Origin of the sequence: Mesorhizobium sp. LNHC229A00 (genome assembly GCF_000502415.1) — a bacterium.
GTDB lineage: Bacteria > Pseudomonadota > Alphaproteobacteria > Rhizobiales > Rhizobiaceae > Mesorhizobium.
In genome coordinates, this window is sequence record NZ_AYWQ01000006.1 from 263,653 (window position 1) to 288,047 (window position 24,395).

24 protein-coding genes and 1 pseudogene are annotated in these 24,395 nt (G+C 63.5%); 18 read left to right on the top strand and 7 right to left on the bottom strand.

Features of this window, described 5'->3' with window-relative positions; all coding sequences use genetic code 11:
• The first annotated feature begins 17 nt into the window (after positions 1–17).
• The 5 genes from hslV (at position 18) to X742_RS156090 (ending at position 4,260) form a co-directional block, all read left to right on the top strand.
• Positions 18–569: an ATP-dependent protease subunit HslV gene (gene hslV / locus X742_RS156110; protein WP_023772148.1), complete on the top strand. Its 552-nt coding sequence runs from the start codon at positions 18–20 to the stop codon at positions 567–569.
• 47 nt (positions 570–616) lie between these two features.
• Positions 617–1,207, top strand: a complete 591-nt coding sequence (locus X742_RS156105) for a GNAT family N-acetyltransferase (RefSeq protein ID WP_023772149.1) — start codon at positions 617–619, stop codon at positions 1,205–1,207.
• An 8-nt stretch (positions 1,208–1,215) separates the two neighbouring features.
• Complete coding sequence (locus X742_RS156100) at positions 1,216–1,815, top strand: DUF2585 domain-containing protein (RefSeq protein WP_023772150.1); 600 nt, start codon at positions 1,216–1,218, stop codon at positions 1,813–1,815.
• A gap of 4 nt (positions 1,816–1,819) precedes the next feature.
• A complete protein-coding gene (hslU, locus tag X742_RS156095; protein WP_015314577.1) occupies positions 1,820–3,130 on the top strand; it encodes an ATP-dependent protease ATPase subunit HslU in 1,311 nt (436 codons plus the stop codon).
• 170 nt (positions 3,131–3,300) lie between these two features.
• Positions 3,301–4,260 (top strand): DUF1402 family protein, encoded by a 960-nt coding sequence (locus X742_RS156090; protein ID WP_023772151.1) that lies wholly within the window; start codon positions 3,301–3,303, stop codon positions 4,258–4,260.
• 151 nt (positions 4,261–4,411) lie between these two features.
• Here the strand turns inward: X742_RS156090 and X742_RS156085 are convergent, their stop codons facing one another.
• Genes X742_RS156085 through X742_RS156075 form a run of 3 tightly spaced genes read right to left on the bottom strand, consistent with a single transcriptional unit; the run spans position 4,412 to position 7,077 of the window.
• Positions 4,412–5,641, bottom strand: a complete 1,230-nt coding sequence (locus X742_RS156085; RefSeq protein WP_023772152.1) for an FAD-dependent oxidoreductase — start codon at positions 5,639–5,641, stop codon at positions 4,412–4,414.
• Between the two features lie 5 nt (positions 5,642–5,646).
• Entirely contained in the window at positions 5,647–5,961 is a 315-nt protein-coding gene (locus X742_RS156080) for a MocE family 2Fe-2S type ferredoxin (protein WP_023772153.1), read from the bottom strand.
• Positions 5,962–5,985: 24 nt separating this feature from the next.
• Positions 5,986–7,077: a fatty acid desaturase family protein gene (locus tag X742_RS156075; protein WP_023772154.1), complete on the bottom strand. Its 1,092-nt coding sequence runs from the start codon at positions 7,075–7,077 to the stop codon at positions 5,986–5,988.
• 136 nt (positions 7,078–7,213) lie between these two features.
• Between X742_RS156075 and X742_RS156070 the strand changes: the two genes are divergently transcribed.
• The 6 genes from X742_RS156070 (at position 7,214) to X742_RS156045 (ending at position 13,635) form a co-directional block, all read left to right on the top strand.
• Complete coding sequence (locus X742_RS156070) at positions 7,214–8,245, top strand: LacI family DNA-binding transcriptional regulator (RefSeq protein WP_023772155.1); 1,032 nt, start codon at positions 7,214–7,216, stop codon at positions 8,243–8,245.
• 556 nt (positions 8,246–8,801) lie between these two features.
• The gene (locus X742_RS156065) at positions 8,802–9,743 is read left to right on the top strand and encodes a sugar ABC transporter substrate-binding protein (RefSeq protein WP_023772156.1); all 942 of its coding nucleotides are present in this window, start codon (positions 8,802–8,804) and stop codon (positions 9,741–9,743) included.
• Between the two features lie 108 nt (positions 9,744–9,851).
• Positions 9,852–10,928, top strand: coding sequence for an ABC transporter permease (locus X742_RS156060; RefSeq protein ID WP_023772157.1), 1,077 nt, complete (start codon positions 9,852–9,854; stop codon positions 10,926–10,928).
• Between the two features lie 2 nt (positions 10,929–10,930).
• Positions 10,931–11,698: an ATP-binding cassette domain-containing protein gene (locus X742_RS156055; protein ID WP_023772158.1), complete on the top strand. Its 768-nt coding sequence runs from the start codon at positions 10,931–10,933 to the stop codon at positions 11,696–11,698.
• A gap of 114 nt (positions 11,699–11,812) precedes the next feature.
• Positions 11,813–12,808, top strand: coding sequence for an inositol 2-dehydrogenase (gene iolG / locus X742_RS156050; RefSeq protein ID WP_023772159.1), 996 nt, complete (start codon positions 11,813–11,815; stop codon positions 12,806–12,808).
• A 32-nt stretch (positions 12,809–12,840) separates the two neighbouring features.
• Positions 12,841–13,635 carry an SDR family oxidoreductase gene (locus X742_RS156045; RefSeq protein ID WP_023772160.1) on the top strand — a complete coding sequence of 265 codons (795 nt, stop codon included), beginning with the start codon at positions 12,841–12,843 and terminating at the stop codon, positions 13,633–13,635.
• Positions 13,636–13,670: 35 nt separating this feature from the next.
• Here the strand turns inward: X742_RS156045 and X742_RS156040 are convergent, their stop codons facing one another.
• Positions 13,671–14,096: a type II toxin-antitoxin system VapC family toxin gene (locus tag X742_RS156040; RefSeq protein WP_031240294.1), complete on the bottom strand. Its 426-nt coding sequence runs from the start codon at positions 14,094–14,096 to the stop codon at positions 13,671–13,673.
• Entirely contained in the window at positions 14,093–14,338 is a 246-nt protein-coding gene (locus X742_RS156035; protein ID WP_023772162.1) for a type II toxin-antitoxin system VapB family antitoxin, read from the bottom strand. The genes X742_RS156040 and X742_RS156035 overlap by 4 nt, the downstream gene beginning before the upstream one ends.
• Positions 14,339–14,603: 265 nt before the next feature.
• Between X742_RS156035 and X742_RS156030 the strand changes: the two genes are divergently transcribed.
• The 3 genes from X742_RS156030 to X742_RS156020 all read left to right on the top strand — a co-directional run bounded on the left by X742_RS156030 (position 14,604) and on the right by X742_RS156020 (position 16,671).
• Positions 14,604–15,695, top strand: coding sequence for a 3-deoxy-7-phosphoheptulonate synthase (locus X742_RS156030; protein ID WP_023772163.1), 1,092 nt, complete (start codon positions 14,604–14,606; stop codon positions 15,693–15,695).
• A gap of 117 nt (positions 15,696–15,812) precedes the next feature.
• Positions 15,813–16,178 (top strand): metalloregulator ArsR/SmtB family transcription factor, encoded by a 366-nt coding sequence (locus tag X742_RS156025; RefSeq protein ID WP_023772164.1) that lies wholly within the window; start codon positions 15,813–15,815, stop codon positions 16,176–16,178.
• Positions 16,156–16,671 (top strand): SRPBCC family protein, encoded by a 516-nt coding sequence (locus X742_RS156020; RefSeq protein ID WP_023772165.1) that lies wholly within the window; start codon positions 16,156–16,158, stop codon positions 16,669–16,671. Before X742_RS156025 ends, X742_RS156020 begins: the two co-directional genes overlap by 23 nt.
• A gap of 43 nt (positions 16,672–16,714) precedes the next feature.
• Here the strand turns inward: X742_RS156020 and X742_RS156015 are convergent, their stop codons facing one another.
• Positions 16,715–17,350, bottom strand: coding sequence for a LysE family translocator (locus tag X742_RS156015; protein WP_023772166.1), 636 nt, complete (start codon positions 17,348–17,350; stop codon positions 16,715–16,717).
• Between the two features lie 129 nt (positions 17,351–17,479).
• Here X742_RS156015 and X742_RS01000000170080 point away from each other — a divergent pair.
• Positions 17,480–18,177: pseudogene (locus X742_RS01000000170080) on the top strand (YafY family protein).
• A gap of 20 nt (positions 18,178–18,197) precedes the next feature.
• Here X742_RS01000000170080 and X742_RS156010 read toward each other — a convergent pair.
• Positions 18,198–19,307: a Gfo/Idh/MocA family oxidoreductase gene (locus X742_RS156010; RefSeq protein ID WP_023772167.1), complete on the bottom strand. Its 1,110-nt coding sequence runs from the start codon at positions 19,305–19,307 to the stop codon at positions 18,198–18,200.
• A gap of 152 nt (positions 19,308–19,459) precedes the next feature.
• On the opposite strand from X742_RS156010, the gene X742_RS156005 reads away from it, so the two are divergent.
• From X742_RS156005 to iolD, 3 genes are all read left to right on the top strand, one after another.
• Positions 19,460–20,305, top strand: coding sequence for a MurR/RpiR family transcriptional regulator (locus tag X742_RS156005; RefSeq protein ID WP_023772168.1), 846 nt, complete (start codon positions 19,460–19,462; stop codon positions 20,303–20,305).
• Between the two features lie 157 nt (positions 20,306–20,462).
• Positions 20,463–22,397, top strand: a complete 1,935-nt coding sequence (gene iolC, locus X742_RS156000) for a 5-dehydro-2-deoxygluconokinase (protein WP_023772169.1) — start codon at positions 20,463–20,465, stop codon at positions 22,395–22,397.
• A 38-nt stretch (positions 22,398–22,435) separates the two neighbouring features.
• Positions 22,436–24,286, top strand: coding sequence for a 3D-(3,5/4)-trihydroxycyclohexane-1,2-dione acylhydrolase (decyclizing) (iolD, locus tag X742_RS155995; RefSeq protein WP_023772170.1), 1,851 nt, complete (start codon positions 22,436–22,438; stop codon positions 24,284–24,286).
• Positions 24,287–24,395 lie beyond the last annotated feature (109 nt).

Sequence of the window (24,395 nt, forward strand, 5' to 3'; positions counted from 1 at the left end):
CGAATCGGAGCCAAGAAATGTCCAATGATTTGACCATGCACGCCACGACCATCGTGACCGTGCGCAAGGGCAACAAGGTGGTGATCGCCGGCGACGGCCAGGTCAGCCTGGGCCAGACCATCATGAAGGGCAATGCCCGCAAAGTGCGCCGCATCGGCAAGGGCGGCAATGTGATTGCCGGTTTCGCGGGCGCCACCGCCGACGCCTTCACGCTGCTGGAACGCCTCGAAGCCAAGCTCGAACAATATCCCGACCAACTGACGCGCGCCTGCGTCGAGCTCGCCAAGGACTGGCGCACCGACCGCTATCTGCGCCGGCTGGAGGCGATGATGCTGGTCGCCGACAAGTCGGTCTCGCTGGCGCTGACCGGCAATGGCGATGTGCTGGAACCCGAACATGGCGTCATGGCCATCGGTTCGGGCGGCAATTACGCGCTGGCCGCGGCGCGCGCGCTGATGGACACCGACAAGGATGCCGAGGAGATCGCCCGCAAGGCGATGCAGATCGCGTCCGACATCTGCGTCTACACCAACAACAATTTTGTCGTCGAAACGCTCGATGCCGCCTGAACCAGACCATGACCCCGCAAAGTGGGAACCGGTTTTCGGAAAAGATCATGGTCAAACAAGAAAGTAGCTACGATTTTCGGCCGGTGACCAAAAAGGACCTGCCGATGATCGCCGGCTGGCTCGCCCAGCCGCATGTCGCGGAGTGGTGGGACGATCCCGAGACGGAAATCGCCGAGATTGCCGATCACATAGACTCGATCTCCGTCGAGCCGCTGATCGTCGAGCTCGACGGAAAGCCGATCGCCTATCTGCAGAGCTATGACCCGCATATGGAAGACGGCCATCCCTATGCCGATCAGCCGTTCGGCACCCTGGGCATCGATGTCTCGATCGGCCGGCCGGAACTGATCGGCATCGGCCATGGCTCGGCCATCGTGCGTCAGTTNCTGGGCATCGATGTCTCGATCGGCCGGCCGGAACTGATCGGCATCGGCCATGGCTCGGCCATCGTGCGTCAGTTCGTCGAAGACCTGTTCGAGGAAGGCGTGCCGCGTGTCGTCATCGATCCCGACCCCGCCAATCTCAGGGCCATCCGCGCCTATGAAAAGGCGGGTTTCCGGGCCATTGATCGCAGGCAGTCGATCTATGGCGACGTCGTGCTGATGGCGATCGATGCCGAAGACGCGCAAGAGGGGTAATCCAGGGCATGGTCACATCCAACGAGGACAAGGGCCTTTCGGCCTACGAGGACAGCTGGCGGATGGGGCTGCTGATCGTCGCCGGCCTGCTCGTCGGCCAGGCTCTCACCCTCTACCTGATGGGCCATCCGCCGATCTGCACCTGCGGCTATGTCAAGCTGTGGCATGGCGTGGTCAACAGTTCGGAGAATTCCCAGCACATTTCCGACTGGTACACCTTCTCGCACATAATCCACGGCTTCCTGTTCTATGCGCTGGCCCGGTTCCTGTTCCCGCGCTCGCCGATCGGCTTGCGGCTGGCATTCGCCGTCCTCGTCGAGGGTGGCTGGGAGATCCTCGAAAACAGCCCGTTCATCATCGAGCGCTACCGCGCCGGCACCATTTCGCTCGATTATTACGGCGACTCGATCATCAATTCGGTGTCCGACACACTGGCCATGGTGCTGGGATTTGTGATGGCGCGAAGGCTACCTATATGGGTGATCATCAGCCTCGCCATCCTCTTCGAACTGGGTACCGGCTACCTCATCCGGGACAATCTTACACTCAACGTGATCATGCTGCTGCATCCGTTCGAGGCCATCAAGCAGTGGCAAAGTGGAATTTAGTGATATGAGCACATTTTCTCCCCGCGAAATCGTTTCGGAACTCGACCGCTTCATCATCGGCCAGAAGGACGCCAAGCGCGCCGTGGCCATCGCCTTGCGCAACCGCTGGCGCCGCCAGCAGTTGGAGGGCCAGATGCGCGAAGAGGTGATGCCGAAGAATATCCTGATGATCGGCCCGACCGGCGTCGGCAAGACCGAGATCTCGCGCCGCCTGGCGCGGCTGGCCGGCGCGCCGTTCGTCAAGGTCGAGGCGACCAAGTTCACCGAGGTCGGCTATGTCGGCCGCGACGTCGAACAGATCATCCGCGACCTGGTCGAGATCGCCATCGGGCTGGTGCGCGAAAAGATGCGCGAGGACGTGAAGGCACGCGCCCATGTCAACGCCGAGGAGCGCGTTTTGGAAGCGCTGGTCGGCAAGACGGCGAGCCCGGCGACGCGCGATAGTTTCCGCAAGAAGCTGCGCGACGGCGAACTCGACGACAAGGAAATTGAAATCGAGGTGGCCGACACCGGCAATGGCGGCATGCCCGGCTTCGAAATTCCCGGCATGCCGGGCGCCAATATCGGCGTGCTCAACATCAACGACATGCTGTCGAAGGCAATGGGCGGCAAGAAGACCAAGCTGCGCAAGACGACGGTGAAGGAGTCCTACGACCTGCTGGTCAGCGACGAATCCGACAAGCTGCTCGACCAGGACGAGGTGGTGCGCCGGGCGTTGGACGCCGCGGAAAACGACGGCATCGTCTTCCTCGACGAGATCGACAAGATTGCCGCCAGGTCGGACATTTCGGGCGGCCCGTCGCGGGAAGGCGTGCAGCGCGACCTGCTGCCGCTGGTCGAGGGCACTACGGTGGCGACCAAATACGGGCCGTTGAAGACGGACCATATCCTGTTCATCGCCTCGGGCGCGTTTCACGTCTCGAAGCCGTCAGACCTGTTGCCGGAATTGCAGGGCCGACTGCCGATCCGCGTCGAACTGCGTGCGCTGGAGAAGGACGACTTCGTCCGCATCCTGACCGAGACCGAGGCCAGCCTGATCAAACAGTATATCGCGCTGATGAAGACCGAAGGCGTCGAGCTGACTTTCACCGACGATGCCATCGATTCGCTGGCCGGCGTCGCCGTCGACCTCAATGCCAGCATCGAGAACATTGGCGCGCGGCGGCTGCAGACGGTGATGGAGCGGGTACTGGACGAGATCTCCTACGATGCGCCGGACCGCAACGGCACGGCCGTCACCATCGATGCCGCCTATGTCCAGAAGCATGTCGGAGACCTCTCCAGAAACACCGATCTGTCGCGGTTCATCCTCTGAACGAAGACGCCGGAGCAGTCCGGCGCGGCATCAAGTAACAACTCCGGCAGGAGCCATGTGTGGCCAGATGGTACCATCTGGCCACCTTTCGTCTCGCCGGATGAAGAGGCGCTCTCGACTCGACTAGGTGCTTTACCTAGTTTGCGCGGCAATTCTCTAGGCGGCGGCGCATGAAAAAACTCATCCTGGTCATTCTCGGCTTGACGCTGGCTGCGACGCTGTTCGCCGCCGACGCGGCGACATTGGTGCCGCCGGGCAACCGCAATGCCGAGCAGCCTGACATTCCCGGCGCCTCCAGCCGCCGCACCCAGGCGACCAGCACCACCTTCCAGGCGAAGTATCGCAAGGTCTATGCCTTGCTGCAGAACGACGCCGATCTGCGCGCCAAGATCAAGAAGGCGGCGAGCGCCTATGGCATTGACCCGATGCACATCGTCGGCGCGATCGTCGGCGAGCACACCTACAATGTCGACGCCTATGACCGGCTGCAGACCTACTATGTCAAGGCGATCTCCTACCTCTCGAGCAAGCTCTCCTTCGCCTATGATGGCGAGGACATCACTGATTTCGTGCAGCGGCCGGAATTCAGGAAATGCGCCGCGATTTCGGACAGCTACGATCTGTGGGAATGCCGCGAACAGGTTTGGAACCGCTCGTTTCGCGGCAAGACCGTCGGCGGCGAGGATTTCCCCGACAACCGTTTCGGCGCCACCTTCTTCCAGCCCTACTATGCCGGCCAGACCTTCGGCCTCGGCCAGCTCAACCCTCTGACCGCCCTGCAGATGAGCGATCTCGTGCACAAGGTGTCGGGCTTGCCGAAGCTCGACGTCTCCGATCCCAACTCGGTCTACAAGACCATCATGGATCCGGACCTGACGCTTCCTTATGTCGCCGCGACGATCAGGAAGTCGATCGACGCCTATAAGAGCATCGCCGGCTTCGACATTTCGGGCAATCCGGGACTGACCGCCACGCTCTACAACGTCGGCAATCCGGAACAGCGCGCCTATGCGCTGAAGGAGGAAAACGAAAAACGCCGCGCCACCGGCGAACCGGAGAAGCTGCCGGAAGAGAATTATTACGGCTGGCTGGTCAACGACAAGCTGGACGAGTTGAGGGCGCTGTTCTAGGCGTGAGAGGATACGCTCGACGATTTCGCCAATCGGTAGCGGTGCGTGAATCGCGGCGAGGTTGCCACAGCCCCCTTCTCCCCGTTCTCCGAGAGAAGATGCCGGCAGTCAGATGAGGGACGGCTGCGGCATCGACGGGTAGTGCGACCGTTCAGGCCGCCAGCAACGCCTTCAGCTTGACTTCAGGCGATCCCAGCGCGTCCGCCGACGGCTTCGCACGCTTGCCGATCAACATTTCGGCCAGCCTGATGTCGCGTGCCACCGCATTGCCTGGGCCGATTCCGCTGGCCGCCACCAGCCTGCCGTCGTCGGCCAAATGGAACAGGATGAAGGCGCCGTCGCCAAGGTCGCGGCGCGCGGCCGTTTTGCCTTCGTCGCAAAGTCCCGCGATCTGCAGGGACAAGCCATACTGATCCGACCAGAACCACGGCACCGCCGCATGCGGCTCGCCAGCGCCCAGCATGTTCTTCGCCGCCAGTGCGCCCTGTTCCTGTGCATTGCGCCATGCCTCCAGCCGCACGCGGCGGCCGCCATAGACGGCAAGCGGGAACGAGCAGCAGTCGCCGGCGGCGAAGATGTCGGGATCGCTGCTGCGCAGTTCTGCGTCGACCGCGATGCCGTTTTCGATGGCCAGGCCGGCTTCCGCCGCGAGCCCGGTCACCGGCACGGCGCCGATGCCGATCACGGCGAGGTCGGCAATGATCTCCCGGCCGCCGGCAAGCGTCACCCGCACCTCCTTGCCGTCGTCGGCGATGGCGGAGATGCCTTCCCCGCAGACCATGTCGACGTCCTCGGCGACATGCGCGTCATGGATGATTTCGGCGATCTCGGCCGGAACGCCGCGCATCAGGATGCGCGACTGCGCCTCGATGACGGTGACCGAAGCGTCAAGCTTGCGCGCCGCCGCGGCAAGCTCGAGGCCGATGAAGCCGCCGCCGATAACCGCGATGCGATTGCCGGCGCTGAGATGAGCGCGGATGGCCAGCGCATCGGCGAAGGTTCTGAGATAGACGCAGCGCCCGCCAAGGCCAGGCATCGGCAGCTTGCGTGGGGTCGAGCCGGTAGCCAGCAGCAGCTTGTCGTAGGGCAGCACCGAGCCGTCGGACAGGCGCACCGTATGCGCCGCGCGATCGATCGCAATGGCCTGAACGGAATGGATATGCCGGATCGACTTTTCAGCCAGGATTTCGTCGCTGGCGATCGCCTTGATTGCAGGCGCGTCGCTGGCCATCGCCTCCTTGGACAGGGGTGGCCTCTCATAGGGCAGATGCGGCTCGTCGCCGACGAGCGTCACCGGCCCGTCATGGCCGAGATCGCGCAGCGTGAGTGCTGCCCGTCCGCCGCATTCGCCGGCCCCGATGATCACCATTCCTGGCGCCATGTCCTTCACCCGATCTGAACCAGCACTTTGCCCGCGTCGACCTTGACCGGATAGGTCCTGAGGTTGACGCAGACCGGCGCGCCCCTGGCCGCGCCCGTCTTGTAGTTGAAGCGGCCATTGTGCTTGGGGCATTCGATGATGTCGTCCATCACCAATCCGTCGGCGAGATGCACCTTCTCATGCGTGCAAAGTCCGTCGGTGGCGAAATAGTCGTTGTCCGGGCTGCGATAGATGGCGAAGGTACGCCCGTCATGATCGAAGCGCATCACATCCTCTTCGTCGATGTCACCGGCGGCACAGGCCTCGACCCAATGGCTCATTCAGTCCTCCCTGCAGTTCGGATGTCATTCCGCCGCCGCGGCGACGGTGTCGTTGTGGAATTCCTCGCGGTACGGCCTGGCGGTCGGCGGCAGCTCGCGCTTGAGGAAATAATCCTCGTTGCGCAGCTGGCGGCGGAAGGCCGGGATCATCTCGCGGTAACCGGCCAGGATCGACGGCGTCGGCGCCGGCAGATCATGCTTGATCAGCGCGTGCAGCCTGGGCAGCGCATGATAGGGCACCATCGGGAACATGTGATGTTCGACATGGTAGTTCATGTTCCAGTAGATGAAGCGGCTGATCGGGTTCATGTAGACGGTGCGGCTGTTCAGCCGATGGTCGGTGACGTTGTCGGCAAGGCCGCCATGCTGGAGCAGGCCGACCATCACATGGTGCCAGGCGCCGTAGAGCCTGGGCAGGCCGACCAGCATCAAGGGCAGGAAAGACCCGGCATGGAGCGCCAGCGCTATTGCTCCTGCATAGATGGCCGTCCAGATGCGGGCAATATGGATCGCTTTGGGCTGCTCCTGTTCGGGAATGAAGGTTTTTTCCGCAGCGCTGATGTTGCCGGCGGCGTTGCGCAGCATGTCCGACATTGCGTGCCAGGCGTCGAGCACGCCGACAAAACCAAGGATGAGGCGCGCTAGGTCGGGCGGCCGCATCACCGAGATCTCGGGATCGCGGCCGACGATGATGGTGTCGGTGTGATGGCGCGTGTGGCTCCAGCGCCAGGTCACCGGGTTGCGCATGATCATGAAGCAGGCAATCTGATAGACCGCGTCATTCATCCACTGCGTCCGGAACGCGGTTCCGTGGCCGCATTCGTGCCAGCGTGAATCGGTCGATGAGCCGTAGAGCACGCCGTAGACGAAGAAGAACGGCACGCACAACCAGCTGCCCCAGAACCAGGCGCCGCCGGCGCCGCTGATGATGAGGGCGGCCAGCCAGATCGCGGTGTCGCGGATCGCCGGGCCATCGGAGCGCTGCATCAGCTCCTTCATCTGCTTGCGGGGAATGTCGGTGTGATACCACTCGGCCGCCGACAGGCCGTTCTCGACGGCAAGGCGGGCGTCGCGGCCGATCAGGCTGTAGTCACGCCGGGACGGTGCTGCGGTCATGATTGCCTCCCAAGGCAAGGGGCTCGATACCCAGAAATAACGCCCCGCCATGATAGACTCAACATCACAAAGATAGTTTCTATCATTTCCTATCAAAGTCAGGTATCGATATCAGTGAATCGAGCGAGGGGCGATCATGGCGAAACGGCCGACCATCACTGATCTGGCGCGCGTCTCCGGCGTCAGCGTTGCCACGGTGGACCGCGTGCTCAACAATCGCTTGCCGGTGCGCGAGGAAACGGCGCGCCGCGTCTACGAGACCGCGACCGAGATCGGCTATCACGCCGCCGGCCTGATCAAGCAGCGTATGCGCCACGAGCTGCCGGAATACCGGCTGGGTTTCCTGCTTTTGAGAGGCAATGATGTCTTCTACGCGGAGTTCGCGCGGCAGCTCGAACTCGCGGTATCGCAATCCCAGCGCTTCCGCGGCGTCGCCATCATCGACTTCGCCAGTTCGCTGGCGCCGGACGAAATCGTCGACCGCACGCGCAAACTGGCGGCCAAATGCAGGGCGGTCGCCCTGGTCGGGCCGGATCACCCGGCGCTGACGGTCACCGTCGAGGAGATGAAGACCAAGGGGTTGCCGGTCTTTTCCCTGCTATCCGACTTCGCGGCCGGCATTCGCGAGGGCTATGTCGGCCTCGACAATCGCAAGGTCGGCCGCACCGCGGCCTGGATGATCTCCAAGGCGGCGAAGCGGCCGGGCAAGGTCGCGCTGTTCGTCGGCAGCCACCGCTTCCACGGTCACGAACTGCGCGAAATCGGCTTCCGCTCCTTCTTCCGCGAACAGGCGCCGGACTTCACCTTGCTGGAAACGCTGGTCAATCTCGAGGCCAACCAGATCACGCAGGACACGTTGCTCGACCTGCTCGGCCGCCACCCGGACCTCGTCGGCTGCTATGTCGCGGGTGGCGGCATGGAAGGCGCGGTCGCGGCGCTGCGGCAGGCCAGGCCCGCCGAGATGCCGGCGGTCGTCTGCAACGAGATATCGGCGGTCTCGCGGTCCGCCTTGGCGGATGGGGTGCTCACCATGGTGATCTCCACGCCGCTGGCCGCCTTGTGCCGCGAACTGCTCGACCTCATGGCGCATGCCATCGAGACGGGTGCGGCCAACGCACCCGGCCAGACCTTCCTGCCGTTCGACATCTACCTGCCCGAGAACATCTAGCGAGCATTGACCTCGGGCACCGCGCCCGACGAGCCGCCACTGGCTGCCGATCCGCAACTACAGCACCAGGGGAAAGAAGCTCCACGCCCGCAGGCGAATTGGAGCTTTCTTCGATCTCAACGGCAAGCTCAGTGTCGAACGGCAAGTGAAGCAGGCGGCGGCGTGCAGGGTCTGGAGAGCGCCGCTCGATCTCTTGTTGCAGAGAGACATCTGGCATTTCTGAACGCCATGCCATCGCCCGCCCACGGCACCCAAGGAATGGACCCGGCGCGCAGACGCCGTTCGGCTCCGCCAGCATCCCCTGTCCGCCAAAATCGCACATCCGGTTCTGGAATCTCCCTTGACGCCTCCCGAGCAAATGGAATAAATATTTCACCAGGCATGTATTTTGGTTCTTTCGTTCCGGAAGATCTGTTTGATCAAGAGGCCTTGGCGTCCCGGCAAACGGCAGGCGCAACCCGGGGAGAGAGACGGTAATCGGGAGAGATTCCCCAGCCAGATCGGGGATTCCGGAGAGATCGGTGCAACCGGACACCAAAAGTGGAGGAGAAATACAATGAAGAAACTGCTTTTGGGCGTCGCCTTCGCGGCGCTGATGAGTTCATCGGCCATGGCCGCCAAGATCGGCGTCTCGATGGCCAAGTTCGACGACAATTTCCTCACCGTGCTGCGCAACGGCATGATCGAGCAGGCCAAGGGCATGAGCGGCGTCGAGCTGCAGGTCGAAGACGCGCAGAACGACGTCGCCAAGCAGCTCGACCAGATCAAGAACTTCGCCGCTTCCGGCGTCGACGCCATCATCGTCAACCCGGTCGACACCTCGGCCACGCAGGCGATGTCGGATGCGGCGGCCGCGGCCAAGATCCCGCTGGTCTACGTCAACCGCCAGCCGGTCAATGTCGACACGCTGCCCGACAACCAGGCCTTCGTCGCCTCGAACGAGGCCGATTCCGGCACGCTCGAAACCAAGGAAGTCTGCCGCCTGTTCAAGGAAGCCGGCAAGAAGGAAGCCAATGTCTATGTGATCATGGGCGAGCTTTCCAACCAGGCCGCCGTGCAGCGCACCAAGGACATCGACGATGTCATCGCCACGCCGGACTGCAGCTTCATCAAGATCATCGACAAGCAGACCTCGAACTGGGATCGCGACCAGGCGCAGAACCTGATGACCAACTGGCTGTCGACCGGCAAGAAGTTCGACGGCGTCATCGCCAACAATGACGAAAGCGCCATCGGCGCCATCCAGGCCATGAAGGCCGCCAACGTCGACATGAAGTCGGTTGTCGTCGGCGGCGTCGACGCCACCCAGGACGCGCTTGCAGCCATGCAGGCGGGCGACCTCGACGCCACCGTCTTCCAGGACGCCGCCGGCCAGGGCGCCGGGGCGCTGGATGCGGCGCTGAAGCTCGCCAAGGGCGAGAAGGTCGAGCACAAGGTCTATGTCCCGTTCCAGCTGGTCACGCCGGCCAACATCGACAAGTTCCTGAAGAAGAACTGAGCCGCGGACATACGGGGCGGCGCTCTCGCGCGGCGACAGCGCCGCTCCGCTTCCCTCGGCGCCCGAAAGGGGCTCGGGGACGGCCGCGGCTGACGGAGGATAGAAGAATTGGCACAGACATCTCACGGCGTCGGCGGGGTCAGCTATGACGCCAGGAAGCGCACATGGCCGGCCGAATTCAACGTCTTCCTGGCGCTCGTCATCCTCGTCGTCGTCTTCGAATTGATCGGCCGGGTCTTCCTCGGCGACAGCTTTCTGTTCAACACCCGCAGCGACGTCTCCGGCCTCTTCAACGAGGCGCGCCTGCAGATCATCATCCTGCAGGTGTCGATCGTCGGCATCATCGCCATCGGCGTCACCCAGGTGATCATTACGGGTGGCATCGACCTGTCCTCCGGCTCGATCGTCGGCGCGACAGCCATGATCGCCATGAGCTTCGCCCAGGTCGCGACCGTCAACGGCAATCCCAACCCCAAGGCGATGTTCCTGGCCCAGGGCTGGACCGACCTGCCCGTGATCGTCCCGGTGCTGGTGGCGATCGGCTGCGGCCTGCTCGCCGGCCTCGTCAATGGCGCGCTGATCGCCTACACGCGCATCCCGCCCTTCATCGCCACGCTCGGCATGATGGTGACCGCGCGCGGCATCGCCAAATGGTGGTCCAAGGGCCAGCCGATCTCGTTCCCGACGGACAGTTTCGCCGCGATCGGCAAGGGCTTGATGCCCGTCATCATCTTCCTGTCGCTGGCCGTGCTGTTCCAGCTGATCATGACCTACACCAGATACGGCAAGCACTGCTACGCGATCGGCTCCAACGAGGACGCAGCGCGCATGTCTGGCATCAAGATCGCCAACCACAAGATCCTCGTCTATGTCATCGCCGGCATTCTCGCCGCGCTCGCCGCCGTCGTGCTCTCCTCCAAGAACCTCACCGCCCAGGCCGGCATGGGCGTCATGTACGAACTCGATGCCATCGCCATGGCGGTCATCGGCGGCGTCTCGCTGTCGGGCGGCCGTGGCTCCATCATCGGCACGGTGATCGGCGCGCTGATTTTCGGCGTCATCATCTCCGGCTTCACCTTCCTGCGCCTCGACGCCTACTACCAGGAGATGGTCAAGGGCGTGATCATCGTCGGCGCGGTCGTTCTAGACCAGTGGCGCCAACGCATGCGGGCAATGAGGGCTTGACCATGTCAGACATCGTCCTGAAGACCGAGAACCTCACCAAGCGCTATGGCGGCGTGCATGCGCTCGAAGGCGCCAATTTCGAGCTGCGCAAGGGCGAGCACGTCGCCATCATGGGTGACAACGGCGCCGGCAAGTCGACCTTCGTGCGCCAGATCACCGCCGTCGAGCAGCGGACCAGCGGCCAGGTCTGGTTCGATGGCAAGGAAGTGAATTTCGCCGGACCGATCGAGGCCCGCGAGGCAGGCATCGAGACGGTGTTCCAGAACCTGGCTCTGGCCGACGACCTCGACGTGCCGTCGAACCTGTTCCTCGGCCGCGAGAAAGTCCTGTTCAATCTCGGGCCATTCTCGATCCTGGACCGCAAATACATGCGCAAGGCAACCGAGGCGGCGCTGGTCCGCACCGCGGTGAAGATCCCGAACCTCTCCAACACCATCCGCCATATGTCGGGCGGCCAGCGGCAGTGCGTGGCGATCGCCAGGACGGCGACCTTTGCTTCCAAGCTCATCATCATGGACGAGCCCACGGCGGCGCTCGGCGTGCAGGAGACGGCGCAGGTCGAAAACATCATCCGCACGCTGAAGGACAATGGCGAGCCGCTGATCCTGATCAGCCACAACATGCGCCAGGTGTTCGACCTTTGCGACCGCATCGTGGTGTTCCGGCGCGGCCGCATCGTCGCCAATCTGCGCAAGGAAAATACCGACGGGCAGGACATCGTATCCTATATCACCGGCGCCAAGACCGGCGAGGCGGAACTCGCGGCCTAAGGGCCGGGCTCGGAGGCGAGGTCATCGCCTTCCCGTCGATTTGTCTTGACCGGAAAATCGTTCAGCGCCCATGACCGGCGCCCCGCTCCGAACCATCCCCAGAGGAAAATATCCATGACTGTTCGCTTCGCCCTCCTTGGTGCCGGCCGCATCGGCAAGGTCCACGCCCGCGCCGTGGGTTCCAATCCCCAGGCAAAACTGGTCGCCGTGGCCGATGCCTTCGAGAAGGCGGCGAGCGAATTGGCTGTTGCCTATGGCGCCGAGGTGCGCAGCATCGACGAAATCGAGAAGTCCAAGGACATCGACGCGGTCGTCATCTGCACGCCAACCGACACCCATGCCGATCTGATCGAGCGCTTCGCCACGGCCGGCAAGGCGATCTTCTGCGAGAAGCCGATCGACCTCGACGTCAAGCGGGTCGAGCAGTGCCTGGCCGTTGTCGACAAGGCCAAGGCGACCCTGATGGTCGGCTTCAACAGGCGTTTCGACCCGCATTTCGCCGCCGTGCGCAAGGCTATCGTCGATGGCGCCATCGGCACGGTCGAGATGGTCATCATCACCTCGCGCGATCCCGGCGCGCCACCCATCGACTACATCAAGCGTTCGGGCGGCATTTTTCGCGACATGACCATTCATGATTTCGACATGGCGCGCTTTCTGCTCGGCGAGGAGCCCGTCGCGGTCAGCGCGCACGCCTCGGTGCTGGTCGACAAGAAAATCGGCGAAGCCGGCGATTTCGACTCGGTCAGCGTCATCCTCGAAACGGCTTCGGGCAAGCAGGCAGTCATCTCCAATTCGCGCCGCGCCACATATGGCTACGACCAGCGCATCGAGGTGCACGGCTCGAAGGGCATGGTGGCGGCCGAGAACCAGCGGCCGGTGTCGATCGAACTCGCCAACGAAAAGGGCTATACGCGCCCGCCGCTGCACGACTTCTTCATGACCCGCTACCTCGACGCCTATGCCCTCGAGATCGCCGCCTTCATAGCGGCGGCGACATCCGGCAAGAAGGCGGCGCCGAGCGGCGCTGACGGCCTGGTGGCGCTGAAGCTGGCCGATGCGGCGCTGAAGTCGGCGACCACGGGCAAGACCATTCGTCTCGACAAGTAAGAACCGGACCCCCAAGGCACAGGAGTAGAGCGATGAGCGCATCCGCCGATCGCAATTCGAATACACGCGCCATCGTCACCGGCGGTGCGCAAGGCATAGGATTCGCGGTCGCCGAAGCGCTGGCCGACGAAGGCTGCCGGGCGCTGGCGCTCATCGGCCGCTCGCAGGAGAAGGGCGACAAGGCTGTTGCTCATTTCAAGAAATCGGGCGTCGACGCGATCTTCATCAGCGCCGACGTCTCCAAGGTTGCCGACTGCAAGCGCGCGGTCGCCACCGCGATCTCGCATTTCGGCACGCTCAACGCACTGGTCAACGCCGCCGCCACCTCGGCGCGCGGCACGCTGGTCGAGACGTCAGAGGAGCTATTCGACCAGATATTCGACACCAATGTGCGCGGCCCGTTTTTCCTGATGCAGGGCTTGGTGGCGCATCTCTTGGAGAAAAAGGCGCCCGGGTCGATCGTCAACGTACTGTCGATGTCGGCGCATACCGGGCAGTCCTTCCTGACGCCCTATTCGACCAGCAAGGGCGCGCTGATGACACTGACCAAGAACGTCGCCAACGCCTATCGCTTCAACCGCATCCGCTGCAACGCCGTGCTGCCCGGCTGGATGGACACCGAGGGCGAGGACATCGTGCAGAAGAAATGGCACGACGCGCCCGACGACTGGCTGGCGAAGGCCGAAGCCGCGCAGCCGATGGGCCAATTGGTCAAGCCGGACCAGCTCGCGCGGCTGATCAGCTATATGGTCAGCCCGCAATCGGGCGTCATGACCGGATCGCTGGTCGACTACGACCAGAGCGTTGCTGGGTCTTTGCCGGAGTAGCTTCATGCGAGCGATCTGCGGGGCGCACATTGAACCTATCCTATGTCAGTCTTTGTGAAATCCTGACCGGTGTAGAGCAAAGCCAAATTATATGCCTTGCAACAGGCATAGGAAAAGCAATCGCCCATATTGAGCTGCGCCGGCGAATTGACACCCTTGCCGTAGTTTTGTGCGGCTTCGATGGCGAGCCGCCCGACTTCGGCCGAAATGACGACCTCGCCGATCCCCAAATCCTGCACGAAACGGTCCACGGCCGCATTCGCCTTTGCGACCGCCGTCGGTTGGACGGGTGAAGGCAGGGGGGTCTTTGAACGCGCCAAGGCCATTGCGGTCTCGAAACGAACGACCGCCGAAATGAAGAAAGGCCCGCCATGGGCATCCATCCGGGCGGCTAGTTCTCCTGCCGTGGGCTCCGGACGCAACAGAGCGACGACCGCCGAAGCGTCAATGAACAAGCTCATAATCCCCCTGAAAGCTCGTCCGAATAGGCTCTCATATCGAAGTCAGGATTATCCGCTCCGATTTCACCAGCCATTCTGACTGCCTCCGCCAAGCGTTCCGATACACTTTGGACACTGCGGGCGCGCTCAATTTCATGCGTCAGGGCCCGGCGAACCGCCTCCGCTTTACTCGGCGCCTTTGTGAGGCGCTGCACCTCAAGTACCAGCCGGTCGACTTCTCGGTCCTTCACATAAAGCGGCATCGGAGCATATCCTTTTTGGAATATCCAACATATACCTTCCTGCATATTCAAACAAGACCGCCATCAGGTGCGTGACATTAAACGCGAGTTCGGCTATAGCCCACGCATGATCAACCTGACCGCCACGTATTGGTACTTTAGGAGCTCGCTGGCGGCGGGAGGATTGCGCTCGATCTGAAGATTGCAGCAACAAGATCCGAACAGCCGCCAGACCTGGCGGCTTTTTTGTTTCAGCCGGCAGGTTCCCAAACAGGAGCAGAAAGCCGTGTTGACCACCACAGACGACCTCCGGGTCAAGGAACTGAGACTGCTGAGCACGCCGGACGAGGTGATGCGCGAGATACCGCGCTCACTCACGGCGACACGCACCGTTGCCGCCTCGCGCAACGCCATTCACTCCATCCTCACCGGGACCGACGATCGGCTTGTCGTCATCGTTGGCCCTTGTTCCATTCACGATCCGGTCGCGGCCGTTGAATATGCCAGCCGTCTGGCGGCGCTGCGCGAGGCACTGTCCGACCGGCTTGAGATCGTCATGCGCGTCTATTTCGAAAAGCCGCGCACGACGGTCGGCTGGAAAGGCCTGATCAACGATCCCGACCTCGACGGCAGCTTCAACATCGACAAGGGGCTGCGGATGGCGCGCAACGTGCTGTCCGCCGTCAACAATCTCGGCCTGCCGGCGGCGACCGAATTCCTCGACATGACGACGCCGCAATACATCGCCGACCTCGTCGCTTGGGGCGCCATCGGCGCGCGGACGACCGAGAGCCAGATCCATCGCGAGCTGGCCTCGGGTCTCTCCTGCCCGGTCGGCTTCAAGAACGGCACCGACGGCAATCTCAGGATCGCCGGCGAGGCCGTGAAGTCGGCCGCCCAGCCGCATCATTTCATGGCGGTGACCAAGGGCGGACGCAGCGCCATCGCGGCGACGACCGGAAACGAGGATTGCCACGTCATCCTGCGTGGTGGCGTTCAGCCCAATTACGATGCGGCAAGCGTCGAAGCCGCATCGGTCGAACTCGTCCGCGTCGGTATCGCCCCCCGTCTGATGATCGATGTCAGCCACGCCAACTCAACCAAGAAGCCGGAGAACCAGCCCAAGGTCGCGGCCGACGTCGCTGGCCAGGTCGCGGCGGGCGACGAGCGCATCATCGGCGTCATGATCGAGAGCAATCTCGTCGCCGGCCGGCAGGATGTGATGGCCGGCAAGCCGCTGGTCTACGGCCAGAGCATCACCGATGGCTGTATCGACTGGGCGACCACCGAGACCGTGCTGCACGGCCTTGCCGGCGCTGTCGAATGGCGCCGCTCGGCACGCCGCGCGATCATGGAGAGCCGGCAAGGCGCCGCCTGATCTGTGGAGCATAAGGGCGGCGCTTCCGGGTTTCAGCCCAGGACCACGCCGCTCTTAGGCCCCGCAGCTCCCCACCTCCTTGCATGCCGCCGATCCGCGTGTTACATACTGAACCAAATGGTTCAGTATCATCCTGCCCGCCTGGATTCCTCGTTCGCCGCGCTTTCGGACGCCACCCGACGCGGGGTTCTGGAGCAGCTCGGCCGTGCGGATGCTTCGATCACGGACCTGGCCCAGAAATTCCACATGACCCTCACGGGCATGAAGAAGCATGTCGGCGTCCTGGAGCAGGCGGGCCTCGTCACGACGCGGAAGGTCGGGCGCGTGCGGACCTGCAAGCTCGGCCTGCGCCGCCTGGAGGAGGAGACGGCATGGATCGAGAGATATCGCCAGCTCTGGGCCGCACGCTTCGACGAGCTGGACAAGGTTGTCGAGGAAATGAAACGGAAGGAGGAAGCCGATGGACGAAAAGAGAGCGAATGAGCCCACCCCCATGCAGAACCGCACGACGGTGGAACGAAAGTCCGACCGGGAGCTGGTCGTCACGCGAAGCTTCGACGCGCCGGCCCGCATCGTCTTTGAAGCGTGGACAAAGCCCGAGCTGTTCAAGCAGTGGTGGGCGCCGAAGTCGATGGGCATGTTGCTGCGTTCGTGCGAGATGGATGTTCGTGCGGGAGGCGGGTACCGTTTGGTGTTCGGGAGTGATGACTCGCACCCTGCCGAATTCTTCGGCAGGTATCTCGAAGTGACACCGCCCTCGCGCCTTGTCTGGACCAATGACGAAGGTGGTGACGATGGCCCCGTCACCACGGTGACCTTCGAGGAGAAAGGCGGCAAGACGCTGCTCATCATGCATGAGCTTTATCCCTCGAAGAAAGCCCTCGACGCCGCCGGCACCGGGGCGGCGGATGCGATGGCCGAGACGTTCGGGCAGTTGGACGAGCTTCTCCCCACGCTGCAGCAGGGCGCCGCCTGATCCTGCCGGCGCCAGAAGGGCGGCGGTTCGGTTCAGCCCGAGACTACGCCGCCCTCAGCCCTTCCCATGCAGTGAACACGGAGACCGCGAAGAGCAGCAGCCCGGCCGCCCGGCCGGCAAGAATGGTTACCCGTGGATTGGCGATCAGAAGCTTGCGGCTGCGGCCGGCCGATATTGCGAGCCCGCCATAGATCGCGGCCTGCGTCAGCACGGTCAGCAGGCCCATCACCGTAGCCTGCATCCAGATCGGGCCGTACACAGGTTTCAGGAACTGCGGATAGACGGCGAGCACGAAGAGATAGGCCTTCGGGTTGATCAGGCAGGTCACCAAGCCCTGGCGAAACGCCTTCCATGCCGAGCGGCTGCCGGCAGGCCCGTCGTGACCGACGGTGATGGAGCTGCGCATCAGCGTGATGCCGATGAAGGCCATGTAGGCGGCGCCGGCAATCAGCAGCGGCTTGAACAGGATCGGCACGAAATGCATCAGCAGGCCGACGCCTATCGCGCCGTTCAGCGTGTGCACCATGCCGCCGACCATGATGCCGCCGGTCGCGGCAAGACCCCTGTCGCGCCCGCCGGTCAACGCATTGGCAAGCACGAACAGCATGTCCATGCCTGGAACGGCGATGATGCCGAACAGGAGGATAAAAAACAGCCAGAGATTTTCAGCATAGCCCATGTCAGTTGCCTGTCGTCACGCTCGGCTCAGCCTCCGCCGAACCCGTTGATTTTCAAACCGATAGGCAGTCCTATAGGCTGGCCCAACTGACGATGGTGTGTCAGTTGTGATTGGTACCGGTTTAGAAAAATGCGCAAGGCGTCACGCCTGTTCGAGATCATCCAGATCCTGCGGCTGGCGCGCCAGCCGGTGACGGCGGCAATGATCGCCGGCCAGCTGGAAGTGACGATCCGCTCGATCTATCGCGACATCGTGGCGCTGCAGGCGATGCGCGTGCCGATCGAGGGCGGGCGTGGCATCGGCTACATCCTGCGCCCCGGCTTCGACTTGCCGCCGCTGATGTTTTCGATCGAGGAAATGGAGGCGATCGTCCTGTCGCTGGCGCTGCTGGAGCGCACGGGCGACGACGAGCTCAAGCAGGCGGCCAAGCGCGTCGGCGCCAAGATCGCCGGCGCCGTGCCGCCGCCCTTGCGCCAGACGCTCGACGCCAATGCACTGCATGCGTGGGGATTCGCCGCGCCCTCCGCAGGTGCGATCGATCTGGCGCTGGTGCGCCGCGCCATACGCGACGAGGAGAAGCTCGAGCTCTCCTATCGCGACGAACTTGGCCGCGCTTCCGAGCGCCTCATCCGCCCGATCGCTCTGATCTACTACGCCGAAACCGCCAACATCGTCGCCTGGTGCGAGCTGCGCCAGGCGATCCGCAATTTCCGCAGCGACCGGATCGAGGATTGTCGGCCGACCGGCTACGTTTCAAGGGCGAAGGCGATCGTTTGCGGCAGGTCTGGGTCGATGGATGGGAAGTCAATGCAGCGGCCGCCGGCTAAAGCGACCAGCGCAGCGAACCCTACCTTACATCCACCCAGCGCTTCTCCTCGAAGGAGCGCGCCATGGCGTGCACGGTGCGCTCGATCTCCAGCCCTTCGGCGAACTCGATGAGCCGGGCCGGCTTGCCGGCAATCCGTGTCAGCAATTCGTGGCATTCGATGATCTTGAGGTCGTTGAAGCCGAGGCCGTGGCCGGGCGCCGGCACGAAGAGGTCATAGGGTCTGTGCTGCGGCGCCACCAGAATGGTGCGATAGCCCTGTTCGGTGGCTCGGTCGGACGTCAGGTAGAGCTGGAATTCGTTCATCCGCTCCTGGTCGAACAGGATCGACCCCCTGGAGCCGAAGATCTGGATGGCGATGCGGCCCTTGCGGCCCCAGGCCGAGCGGTTGACCTGCAGCGTTCCGGCAATGCCGTTCTCCAGATGCATCAGCACGCTGGCGATGTCGTAGGTCTCCACCGCGCGTCGGCCGCCTGAAGCCATCTTGCGGTCGGCATAGGGCTTGGCCATGTCGCAGATGACGCTGCCGACACGGCCGAACAGCGCCGAGACCAGCGACAGCGGATGCACGGCGAAATCGTCGAGCGCGCCATAGCCGGAAGTCGCCTCGTGCTTCCAGAAGAACAGCGCCTCGGGATCGGCCATGAAGTCCTCGTCCATCTCGATGCGCAGATGGTTGACCTCGCCGATGATCTTTTCGTCGAGCAGCGCGCCGATGTGACGGATGGCCGGGCTCTGGATGTAGTTGTAGCCAAGCGCCGCGACCTTGCCCGATTTCTTCGCCGCGGCCGCCATCGCTTCGGCTTCGGCAAAGCTCGGCGCCATCGGTTTTTCGCACCACAGATGCTTGCCCGCTTCGAGGACAGCGATGGCCATTTCCGGATGGAACTGGTTGGGCGTTGTCAGCGACACGATATCGACCTCCGGGTCGTTGACGACGGCGCGCCAGTCACTGGTGGCCTTGGCGAAGCCGAACTCGCCGGCCTTGCGCTTGGCGAGATCCTCATTGACCTCGCCGAGATGGACGAGCCGTGGCTTGGCCGCATCGGGGAAGACGGCCCCGACGGCGCTCCACGCGATGGCGTGGCATTTGCCCATGAAACCCGTGCCGATAAGACCGACGCCGACCATTTTTCGTTCCTTCGCTGCCACAAAACTCGAGTGGATGAATTAGTCCATTTTTTCTAGGAATGGAATGTCTGCCTCATTTTTTATGGCGTTCTTGCGCAGGCTCGCTATGATGGGGCAGAGAGGGTGTCCAGACAGGCTTGGGCAGAGGGACGATGGACGAACAGGTACCTCGCGACTTCGAGACGCTGCGTGCCACGATTCTGGACCGGCGCGAGACCCTGCCCAAGCGCATCGCCCAGATCGCCGCCTATGCGCTAGACAATCCCGACGACATCGCCTTCGGTACCGCCGCCAGCATCGCCGCTTCGGCCGGCGTGCAGCCCTCGACCCTGATCCGTTTTGCCCAGCAACTCGGCTTCGACGGTTTTACCAGCCTGCAGCAGGTGTTCCGCGAGCGGCTGCGCGAGCGCAACTCTTCCTATGACGAGCGGCTGCAGGCGCTGCGCGCCAAGGCCGAGGGCGGCGCCGGCCACCGGGCGATCTTCGATGGCTTCATCGCCGCCGCCAGCACCTCGCTCAACGACATTTCCCGCACCCTGGACGATGCGCATCTGGAAGAGGCGATTTCGCTGCTGGCGAAGGCGCAGACCATCTATGTCTTGGCCAAGCGGCGCTCCTATCCGGTGGCTTCCTACATCGCCTATGCGCTCGGCAAGCTGAAGATCCGCAACCAGCTGATCGAATCGGCAGCCGGCCTGAATGCCGAGATGGTCGGCTTCGCCACACCGGCGGACGCCGTCATCGCCATCAGCTTCTCGCCCTACGCACCGGCCACGATCGAGGAGGCGCGTGCCATTTCCGAGCAGGGCGTGCCGATCGTCGCCATAACCGACAGCTCGTTCTCGCCGCTCGCCCAGTTCGCCAGGGTCTGGTTCGAGGTTGCCGAGGCGGATTTCGCCGGCTTCCGTTCGCTGTCGGCGACGATGGCGCTGGCCATGGCGCTGACCGTCGGCGTCGGCGAGAAGCGGCGCGACGCCAGCCGTAAGCGCAAGGCTTGATCAGGCATTCCATCAAGGCAATTTTAGCCAAGGGAACGCTCATTCCATATTGACTATGGATTGGAATTATTATTTCATATTGCCGGCGCCACGCAGCCGCTCGCGCGTGTTACCCAAACAATGTTGTCCATGACGACACGACCGACGGGAGGTTCCAATGAGCGAAGCCGTGGACGCAAGACAGGCGCCGCTCGATGTCATCACCATCGGCCGCGCGTCCGTCGACCTCTATGGCCAGCAGATCGGATCGCGGCTGGAGGACATCACCTCCTTCGCCAAGTCGGTCGGCGGCTGCCCGGCCAATATTTCCGTCGGCACGGCACGGCTCGGGCTGCGCTCGGCTCTGCTGACGCGCGTCGGCGACGAGCAGATGGGCCGCTTCATCCGCGAACAGCTGAAACGCGAAGGCGTCAACACCGACGGGTTGAAGACCGACAAGGAGCGGTTGACCGCGCTGGTTCTGCTTTCGGTCGAGAGCGAAGGCGTTTCGCCGATGATTTTCTACCGATCCGACTGTGCCGACATGGCGCTGGCCGAGGAGGATATCGATGAGGCGTTTATTGCCTCGGCCCGTTCGATCGTCGTCACCGGCACGCATTTTTCCCGCGCCAACAGCGATGCCGCCCAGCGCAAGGCGATCCGCATCATGAAGGCCAGGGGTGGCAAGGTCGTGTTCGATATCGACTATCGCCCGAATTTGTGGGGCCTTGCCGGCCACGCCGAAGGGTTTGAGCGCTATGTCAAATCCGACCGCGTCTCGGCCCGGTTGAAGACGGTGCTGCCCGATTGCGACCTCATCGTCGGCACCGAGGAAGAGATCATGATCGCGTCCGGTGCCGACGACTGCCTGAGCGCGCTGAAGACGATACGCTCACTGTCCTCGGCCACCATCGTCCTGAAGCGCGGCGCCATGGGCTGCATCGTCTATGACGGACCGATCAGCGACGATCTCGAGGACGGCGTCGTCGGCAAGGGGTTCCCGATCGAGATCTACAATGTGCTTGGCGCCGGTGACGCCTTCATGTCCGGTCTGTTGCGCGGCTGGCTCGGCGGTGAAAGCCTTGCCACGGCGGCGACCTGGGCCAATGCCTGCGGCGCCTTCGCCGTGTCGCGGCTGCTCTGCGCGCCTGAATACCCGACCTTCGAGGAGCTGCAGTTCTTCCTCGAGAACGGCAGCAAGCATCGCGCGCTGCGCAAGGACGAGGCGATCAACCACATCCATTGGGCGACGACACGCCGGCGCGACATCCCCTCGCTGATGGCGCTCGCCTGCGATCACCGTGTGCAGCTCGAGGATGTGGCGGCCAAGACAGGTGCCGATCCGGCGCGCATCCGCGATTTCAAGGTGCTGGCGGTCAAGGCGGCGGCCAAGGTCGCCGCCGGCCGCGACGGCTATGGCATGCTGATCGACGAGAAACATGGCCGCGAGGCGATGTTCGAATTCGCCCGCCATCCCTTCGCCTGGCTCGGACGACCGGTGGAACTGCCTGGCTCGCGGCCGCTGCGCTTCGAATTCTCGCAGGACATCGGCTCGCAGCTTACCGAATGGCCTGTCGACCACTGCATCAAGTGCCTGTGCTTCTATCATCCCGACGATCCGGCGGAACTGAAGGAAGAACAACAGCAGAAGCTGCGCGCGCTGTTCGAGGCCGCGCGCAAAGTTGGCCGTGAACTTCTCATCGAGATCATCGCCGGCAAGCACGGCAAGCTCGACGACACGACCATCCCGCGCGCGCTGGAGGAACTCTATGCGCTCGGCATCAAGCCGGACTGGTGGAAACTCGAACCGCAGGCGTCGAGCGGCGCCTGGGCGAAGATCGAGGCGGTGATCCTGAAGCACGACCCCTGGTGCCGCGGCATTGTCCTGCTTGGCCTGGAGGCGCCGCAGGACGAGCTGGAGGCCGCTTTCGCCGCCACGGCCAACGCGCCTATCGTCAAGGGCTTTGCCGTCGGGCGCACCATCTTCGTCCACGCAGCCGAACAATGGCTGGCCGGCAGGATGTCGGATGACGAGGCAGTCGCCGACATGGCGTCGCGTTTCGAACAGTTGACCGAAGCGTGGCTTGCCGCGCGCGGCCGCAAGGCGGCATAACAACACGCAACGGTGTAGCGACTGCGGAGGAAAACACCATGAGCAAGACAATCCGCCTGACGATGGCGCAGGCGCTGACCCGCTTCCTGTCCCGCCAGATGACCGAGATCGACGGGAGAAAAACGCCGATCTTCGGCGGCGTCTGGGCTATCTTCGGCCATGGCAATGTCGCCGGCATCGGCGAGGCGCTCTACGAGGTGCGCGATGAATTGCCGACTTTCCGCGCCCACAATGAGCAGGGGATGGCGCATGCGGCGATCGCCTATGGCAAGGCCAATTTCCGCCGCCGCTTCATGGCCGCGACCTCTTCGATCGGCCCCGGCGCGATGAACATGGTGACGGCGGCGGCCCTTGCCCACGTAAACAGGTTGCCCGTCCTGTTTTTGCCGGGCGACGTCTTTGCCAACCGCATTCCCGATCCCGTGCTGCAGCAGGCCGAGGATTTTTCCGACGGCACGGCGACGGTCAACGACTGCTTCCGCCCCGTGTCGCGCTATTTCGACCGCATCACCCGGCCGGAGCAGATCATTCCGGCGCTGAGCCGCGCCATGCAGGTGCTGACCGATCCGGCCGAATGCGGCCCGGTGACTTTGTCGCTCTGCCAGGACGTGCAGGCCGAGGCCCATGACTATCCCGAGAGCTTCTTTGCCGAGCGGATCTGGCGTCAGCGCCGGCCGCGCCCGGACCGTGGCGAACTGGCGGCGGCCGTGGCGGCGCTCAAGGGAGCCAGGAAGCCGCTGATCATCGCCGGCGGCGGCGTGCTCTACTCTCAGGCTTCGGACGAACTGGCCAAATTCGCCCAAGCCGCCGGCATCCCGGTCTGCGAAACGCAAGGCGGCAAGTCCTCGCTGCCGGACGATCACCAGTTCAACATGGCGGCGGTCGGTGTGACCGGCACTTCGGCCGCCAACCGGCTGGCGGAAGAGGCCGATGTCGTGCTCGCCATCGGCACGCGGCTGCAGGATTTCACCACCGGCTCGTGGGCGCTGTTCAAGAATTCCGGCAAGACCATCATCGGGCTCAATGTGCAGCCCTTCGATGCCGGCAAGCACCGGGCGCTGCCGCTGGTCGCGGATGCCTGGGAAGGGCTGGCCGAGTTGGGAACCGCGCTGCAAGGCTGGAAGGCGCCTGCCGCCTGGACCGACAATGCGGCCGCCGGCAAGAAGGCCTGGCAGGCCGACGCGGCCAAGGTGACGGCCTCGACCAACGCTGCTTTCCCCTCGGATGCGCAGGTGATCGGCGCCGTGCAGCGCGCCATGGGCTCAGGCGTGACGCTGCTGCATGCGGCAGGCGGCCTTCCGGGCGAACTGCACAAGCTCTGGCAGGCCGGCGCGCCCGGCTCCTACCATGCCGAATATGGCTTCTCGACCATGGGTTACGAGATCGCCGGCGGGCTCGGCACCAAGATGGCCAAGCCCGACGAGGAGGTCGTCGTCATGATCGGCGACGGCTCCTACCTGATGCTCAACTCCGAGATCGCCACCTCGGTGATGCTCGGCCTGAAGCTGACCGTCGTGCTGCTCGACAACAGGGGGTTTGGCTGCATCAACCGGCTGCAGATGGCGACCGGCGGCGCCAACTTCAACAATCTCTTGCAGGACTCGCGCCACGAAATCCTGCCCGACATCGACTTTGCCGCGCATGCGGCAAGCATGGGCGCGATAGCCGAGAAAGTGCCATCGATCGCCGAGCTGGAAAACGCGCTGCAAAAAGCCAAGAAGAACGATCGCACCACCGTGCTGGTCATCGACACCGATCCGCTGGTTTCGACCGATGCCGGCGGCCATTGGTGGGACGTGGCGGTGCCCGAGGTCTCGGCGCGGCCTCAAGTGAACGCCGCGCGCAAGGCCTATGACGAGAAGCGGCGGATGCAGAACGTCGGCGATTGATATCGACCGCCCAAGCTCCTCCCTTCTCCCCGTCACTATACGGGGAGAAGGTGCCGGCAGGCGGATGAGGGGCGGCGCCAACAGACAAGAAATGAAACTGTTTTTGGGA